The organism is Mucilaginibacter sp. P4_G9, from assembly GCF_056400985.1.
In genome coordinates this window covers 1-6,038 of sequence record NZ_JBFUKF010000309.1, presented here as the reverse complement: position 1 = coordinate 6,038, position 6,038 = coordinate 1, and the positions used below count along the sequence as shown (strand labels likewise).

Annotated in this window: 5 protein-coding genes; all 5 read right to left on the bottom strand. The window is 45.0% G+C overall.

Annotated elements, in window-relative coordinates; translation table 11 throughout:
* Positions 1-897 (bottom strand): hypothetical protein (locus AC1DPZ_RS20360; RefSeq protein WP_477406826.1); only part of this gene is annotated, 897 nt, incomplete at its 3' end.
* Positions 898-1,055: 158 nt separating this feature from the next.
* Entirely contained in the window at positions 1,056-3,263 is a 2,208-nt protein-coding gene (locus AC1DPZ_RS20355) for an outer membrane protein assembly factor BamB family protein (protein ID WP_477406824.1), read from the bottom strand.
* Positions 3,264-3,359: 96 nt separating this feature from the next.
* The gene (locus AC1DPZ_RS20350) at positions 3,360-4,289 is read right to left on the bottom strand and encodes a nucleoside hydrolase (RefSeq protein ID WP_477406822.1); all 930 of its coding nucleotides are present in this window, start codon (positions 4,287-4,289) and stop codon (positions 3,360-3,362) included.
* A 6-nt stretch (positions 4,290-4,295) separates the two neighbouring features.
* Positions 4,296-5,606, bottom strand: a complete 1,311-nt coding sequence (locus AC1DPZ_RS20345; RefSeq protein WP_477406820.1) for a hypothetical protein — start codon at positions 5,604-5,606, stop codon at positions 4,296-4,298.
* A gap of 165 nt (positions 5,607-5,771) precedes the next feature.
* The coding region (locus tag AC1DPZ_RS20340) for a hypothetical protein (RefSeq protein WP_477406818.1) at positions 5,772-6,038 on the bottom strand (267 nt) is incomplete at its 5' end.

The window sequence follows — 6,038 nt, the reverse complement described above, 5'->3', positions numbered from 1 at the left end:
GGTGATAACCGTATTAGCACCGGCTTCTGAAATAGCGCAGGTCCGTCCCTTCCCTATATACGTTTCCGGCYCACCTGCCTTTGCATAATATATATTTCCTTTACGCTGCCATATGGTGTGAATGCTGTTTGAGCCATCAATAACGATGCCGCCGCCATCCATCGGGCAGCCATTGAGTTTCCAGGTATCCATTCCCATTTTTTGAGCCGCCTGAAACACCTTACCCCCATCCAAAGATTTAACTACATACAGATCTCTTGAGCCGTTAAGCCAGTTTCTGAACATGATAGCCACTTCTGTGCCCTTTACCGCGATGCTTGGTTTACAGCACTCGCATACATGGCCATCAGGTGAGCGGTATGCCAAAATATTTTTTGACCAGGCGCCCTTTTTTCCAGGCAGGGGGGCTAAATAAACCTGGTTATTGCCTCCCGTACGCGTATCAAGCCAAACCGCGTAAAAATTATCTTTTTTATCGGCTGCCAAACCCATTAGCCCTTCGGGCGCCGAGCCTTTAATATCATTTACAATGCCCATATTTTTCCATTTTTGGGATAATTGATTTAGTTGAAACCAATGAATATTGCCGGATTTATCAATTGCAGTTATCACACTATAATTAGCCGAGCTGGCTAACTGAGGTCCTCGTGACATCCCTAAGTGCATAGCTGGCACATGGCCCACCAGCACCGGCTTTGAGAATGTTATACCCCGGTTATCTGAGGTAGCGCAAAATATATTATCCTTATCCCCATATACCACCCTGATAATACCCTTGTTATCGGCACTAATTTGCGGTTGACTCCCTGCTGATATGGTATCCATACCAGGAAATGCCCAGGATAGGATAGTCAGAAATATAATGGTAGAAAAGATAAATAGCAGGACCTTCTTCATTGTTTTATAATTTGATAAACTGGTAAACAGGAGTTAATTTGACAGCGTCGTGATTTTACTGACTGCATGTCAAATATACCCAGATATTGTCAATTACCGGTATGTAGTGGGTGTTGTTACACTGACTGTGATGGGGGAATGCGCAGGCCGGGCCCTCATTATTCCACCAGTCCAAAACAAACATACTCATCACCCGACTTACTGCCAATCTTCCCGCCTCCACAAGCTATTACTACGTACTGCTTGCCATCTATAACATAAGTGGCCGGGGTAGCATAACCGGCTGCGGGCAGCCGCGCCTGCCAAACTACTTTGCCGGTTTTTTTATCAAAAGCGCGAATCTTTTCGTCCTTAGTGGCAGCTAAAAATACCAACCCGCCTTTGGTTACCAGCGGACCGCCATACAGCTCCGTACCTGTAACCGGAATGCCTTTTTTGGTGAGCTCGGGATATTCGCCTACCGGCACTTTCCATAACAGCTTGCCCGTGGCAAGGTCGATAGCATTGAGGGTACCCCACGGTGGCTTAATTCCAGGGTAGCCGTCCTTATCCAAAAACCGGTTATAGCCGGTCATGGTGTATGGAATCTCGTCAACCACCTTTTTTTCGGTTTTGGTGCTGGCAGTCCGGTCGGTAGTTGGTTCTTTAGCTAACGTTTTTTTCGCTTTGGCGTCCGGCAGTTTCAGCAAAAAAGCCAGCAACGCTTTTTTATCCTGTGATGTTATCTGTTTAAAGGATGGCATCATGTTGCGCCCATTCGCAATAATCTGGCTTAGTTGTTCTTCCTTGTACTTTTTTCCAATGTTTACCAGCGATGGATATGATGTACCATTACCTTTTAGCTGCGGCCCATGGCAGGCAATGCAGTTTTTATTGTAGATCATCTGTCCCATTCCTTTTAATGAGTTATCATTAGTCACCTTTGGCACATTGATCATTACCTGTGCCCAGGGCATTTCGGAGCAGCTGATGTACATGATGTTTGTTTCCTTATCAACCGCTRCGCCGCCCCACTCACCGCCGCCATCAAAGCCGGGGAAGATCCAGCCGCCTTTCTTACTGGGCGGGGTAAACATTAGGCGATTTTTAACCTGGTTGTATTTCTCCAGCATCTCTTTGTGCGCTTCGGGTGTACGGTTGGTTATATCCTCGGGATTAAATATTTGCCTTGCAAAAGGTTGCGGCAAGGTTGGTATTGGCTGTGTTGGCCATGGCCTTTCGCCCGGCAGGGCTTTGGTGGGTACAGGTGTTTCCACTATCGGGAATATGGGCTTACCATTTGCCCTATCGAACATAAAAATATAACCATGCTTGGTAATCTGGGCTACAGCATCAATCATTTTGCCATTGTGAGTGATAGTTACCAAATTGGGATTAGCGGGCAGGTCACGATCCCACAGGTCATGGTGAACCACCTGGAAATGCCATTTCAACGTCCCTGTAGCCGCATCCAGCGCAAGCAACGAATTGCCAAACAGATTTTTCCCCTTACGGAAACCCCCATAAAAATCGCCGCCTATAGATCCGGTTGGGATATAAACTATGCCCCGCTTTTCGTCCAGCGCCATACCTGCCCAACTGTTGGCTCCGCCAAACTTTTTGTAAGCGGCAGTATCCTGCCATGTTTCGTAACCTTTTTCGCCAGGGTGCGGAATGGTATGGAAAATCCATTTTAGTTTTCCCGTACGTACATCATAAGCCCTGATATGCCCTGGCGCCGCATCGGCCGATTCGGCTACGCGGGTTCCAACAATTAGCAAATTATGATATACCACGCCCGGCGTGGTGCCTGCCACAAATGATTTGGTATCCCTGCCAAGGTTTTTGGTAAGATCAATATAGCCGTTTTTGCCGAAGGTCATAATTGGTGTACCGGTCTCCGCATCTATAGCGAAAGTCTTAATGCCGACACTATAAAAGATCCGCTTCCCGCCGCCATTCTTATTTTGCCAGTAGATAACTCCCCTGCTCACTTTGTAGTAAGCCATCGGGTCGCCACTGTTAGTGGTATCAGTCTTTGCCGGGTCGAAAAGCCATTTTTGCCGGCCTGTGGTGGCATCCAGTGCAAATAATTTCAATTTAGGGCTTGTGCCATACAGTATCCCATCAACCATTATGGGGTTACACTGGTTCTGGCTCATGTTGGCAGAATCTTTATCGTTGGTGCTATATGTCCACGCTACCTTTAGCTTGCTTATATTACTTAAGTTGATCTCTTGGTTTGATGAATAACGGTTGCCCTCCTTTGAACCGGCGTAAGTACCCCAGCCGGTGTAAACTGCATCGGCCTGGTTAGCTTTTGGATTTTTACATGATGCATAAACACCGGCAGTAAAAAAAAGGGCGGTTAAAAACCTATTCTTCATTATCATTGGTTCTGTTTAGTATTAAATTGGTCCAATCCTTTCCATTATGCGGAAGATAAAAGAAAGAGTCATGCCGAGCTTGCTTTTTTTAATCTACTACTCTTTTAACATCCTGTTCCAGAAATCCTGCTCCATGGCTTTGGCATCGATAGTTTTATATACTGATATTTCACGCGGTCCGTTTTCGGGCGGTACATCGGCTTTAATTTTTTCGGCTTTTGCCGGATCAAGATAGGCCATTACAAGGGCGAGATCCCACATTACCCAGGTTTCTTTAGCTTCCACAAAATCCCAGCGGTTATATAACAGCTCACCTAATTTACCTTTATCCTTTAAATTGGTACGGCAAACAGCACGGTTAAACCTCAAAGCAATGGCGGTGTTAATAGGCATAACGGTAAGGTCCAACCCTTTGCAATTGAGCAACAGATCAAATGCATTCAGATCGTTGCGAACGTTAAATTCGCTTTTATCCCACACCTTCCGGTCGCTGAAATAGCGTGCTGCCAGCACATAAACCCTTATTTTAGGAATGATGGTAGTATCAAGCTGAATAGCCGACGCTATGTTTGACGCGGCTCCAATACACAGCACATCCAGTTTTTCGCCATCCTTAAGCTGGTGTACCGCGGCTATTATTCCTTTTTCTGCATCAGAAATAACAGGCTCCTTTCCACTCCAGGAATGCCCGATAGTTCCCCTGCTACCCAGCGGATGGGGAATGTCGGTTCTGGAAGTAAGCTGAAGCAACTGCACATTCAGGTCCTGGCTTAGTTGTACTGTGTTGATGTTTTTTGTGGGGTAATAATGCCATTTATCACCAACCAGCATATCGGCATTATTAAAATGGGCCGAACTTAGCCCAACAATATTTACCTGCTTATCTTTTAAAAGATAAACAATGGCATATAAATCGTCCATTTCATTACCCGTATCCGAATCAAGCCATACTATTCTTTTTTGAGCATAGCCGGTACAGGCTATTAGTATAGCGATCAAACAGACCGGGATAATTTTTTTGAACATGGCGGTTTATTTTTTGAGCAACTCGTCGGTAGTTACCTCATTGCTCAGCAATCTACCAAAAAGTTCCCATCGTTTCACTGGGTCCTTAGCGGTACCTCCATTTTTTTCGATATAGGTTTTTACCATATCCATCCCGTAATTATAATTAATTACATAGCTGCGGTATTTTTTAATAAAGCTGATAGATTTGGCAGCTGTTTCATCATTCATCAAACAATATTTGGTAAGGTAATTGGTAGCCTTATCGCGCGACATGGTGTTGTTAATCAGCCCTCTTGCAGCCTCGTTACGGGCATAATTTAAATTACCTTTTATTGCAAGTGCTTTAAAATACAGATCGATACCCGCGGTATCCAAACCGGCCAGCGGCAGCAATACATTTTTGGCAAACTTCACCTTCTCGTCCCCCGGAAAAGCTACCTCGATACCATAATTGGCGCTCCCCTCGGCAACCAAACTCTGCGGACTAAACAACGGATACATCGAGATCTCTACCCAGCCTTTATCATGGTACAGGTTTTTCTCCAACAACATATTGTACACATGATGACCAGGATAGCTTTCATGGCTACCCACATCAATAGCACGATCTATAAAAATCTTCAGGTCGGTGTTGATCTGAACGGTGCTTTTATAGTCACCCTTATACCAGTTATATCCACTCCATGGTTTATTGGTTACATACTCCAGCGTAAAAGCTTCACCTGCGGGCAAGGTGTAATGGGCCATGGTGCGCTTGCGGGCTTCGGCAATGGCGGCTTTTATCACCGGGTCCAGCTTATCTTTAGGGATGATAAATTTATTGGCCAGTTTTTGAAAACGCTCACTTACCCGGCCCTTTCCCGGCAGGATACTATCCAATAAGGCTATCTGCGCCTTAAAATGATCTTCATCATACACAGGGGCGGCAACACCAAAAAGTTCCTTTGATTCCTCGTCAAAGGGCCTTTCCTCGCCCGAAAAAATCCGAATTCGCCTGCTGAATGCCACCAATTGATCCATCATCCAGTTGGCCCGTATTTTATTAGTGTCGATTTGTGAGTTAGTCGAAATAATTTTCAACTCATTCATCAAAATATTGGTATTTGCAAGTAGACTATCCTTTGGGAATTCTTTTTTAGGTGATTGCTTCGGTTTTAACGAATCAGGACCATAATAAGCATCCACAAAGTCGGTGTCATATTGACCAATAGTAAGTCCAAGCCTCACATACTCAACAGCAAGACTGTTAAGCTTCTTGTTTTCCAGCTGCTGTGCCGGGTCGTGCCCACAGGCCAATATAAAAAGTATGGGTATAAATAGCAGTAGTTTCTTCATGTTAAATTATCCTATTCAAAGTAAATGTGGAACAAGATAATGATTACATTGTTTACTGAGGAAAATGTGGAAAATGTTAGCTTGTAATTTTATCAGCCCTAAGCCTTCCCAACCCGCCATTGCGGTGTACAATGCAATGACAGGAAAAAAACGTTTCGGAAGTAATTACGCCCAGTTAAACTCAACTACTTTCCCATTAAGCTTCCATTTTTGGGGCAGCATGGTATCCATCCAATCCAATGGTTCACCTAAAGGCAGTACTTTGGCTGCCCGGGCAAATGCTTTTTTTACGGCTGCTTTTTGTTCTTCGCCCATAGCTTCGGGCTGGGCCGAGATAAATAACGGCGCACCGCTTTCGGCCAATAGCTCCAGCCATTGTTTGTTCCTGGTCCATTCAATTTTGGTGGTAAGCCCAACGCAATCACCATCAAC

What these genes read in the sequence shown, in the direction of transcription:
- AC1DPZ_RS20345 (WP_477406820.1), bottom strand. Translation starts at nt 5,606, where the DNA reads ATGAAGAAACTACTGCTATTTATACCCATACTTTTTATATTGGCCTGT.
- AC1DPZ_RS20350 (WP_477406822.1), bottom strand. Translation starts at nt 4,289, where the DNA reads ATGTTCAAAAAAATTATCCCGGTCTGTTTGATCGCTATACTAATAGCC.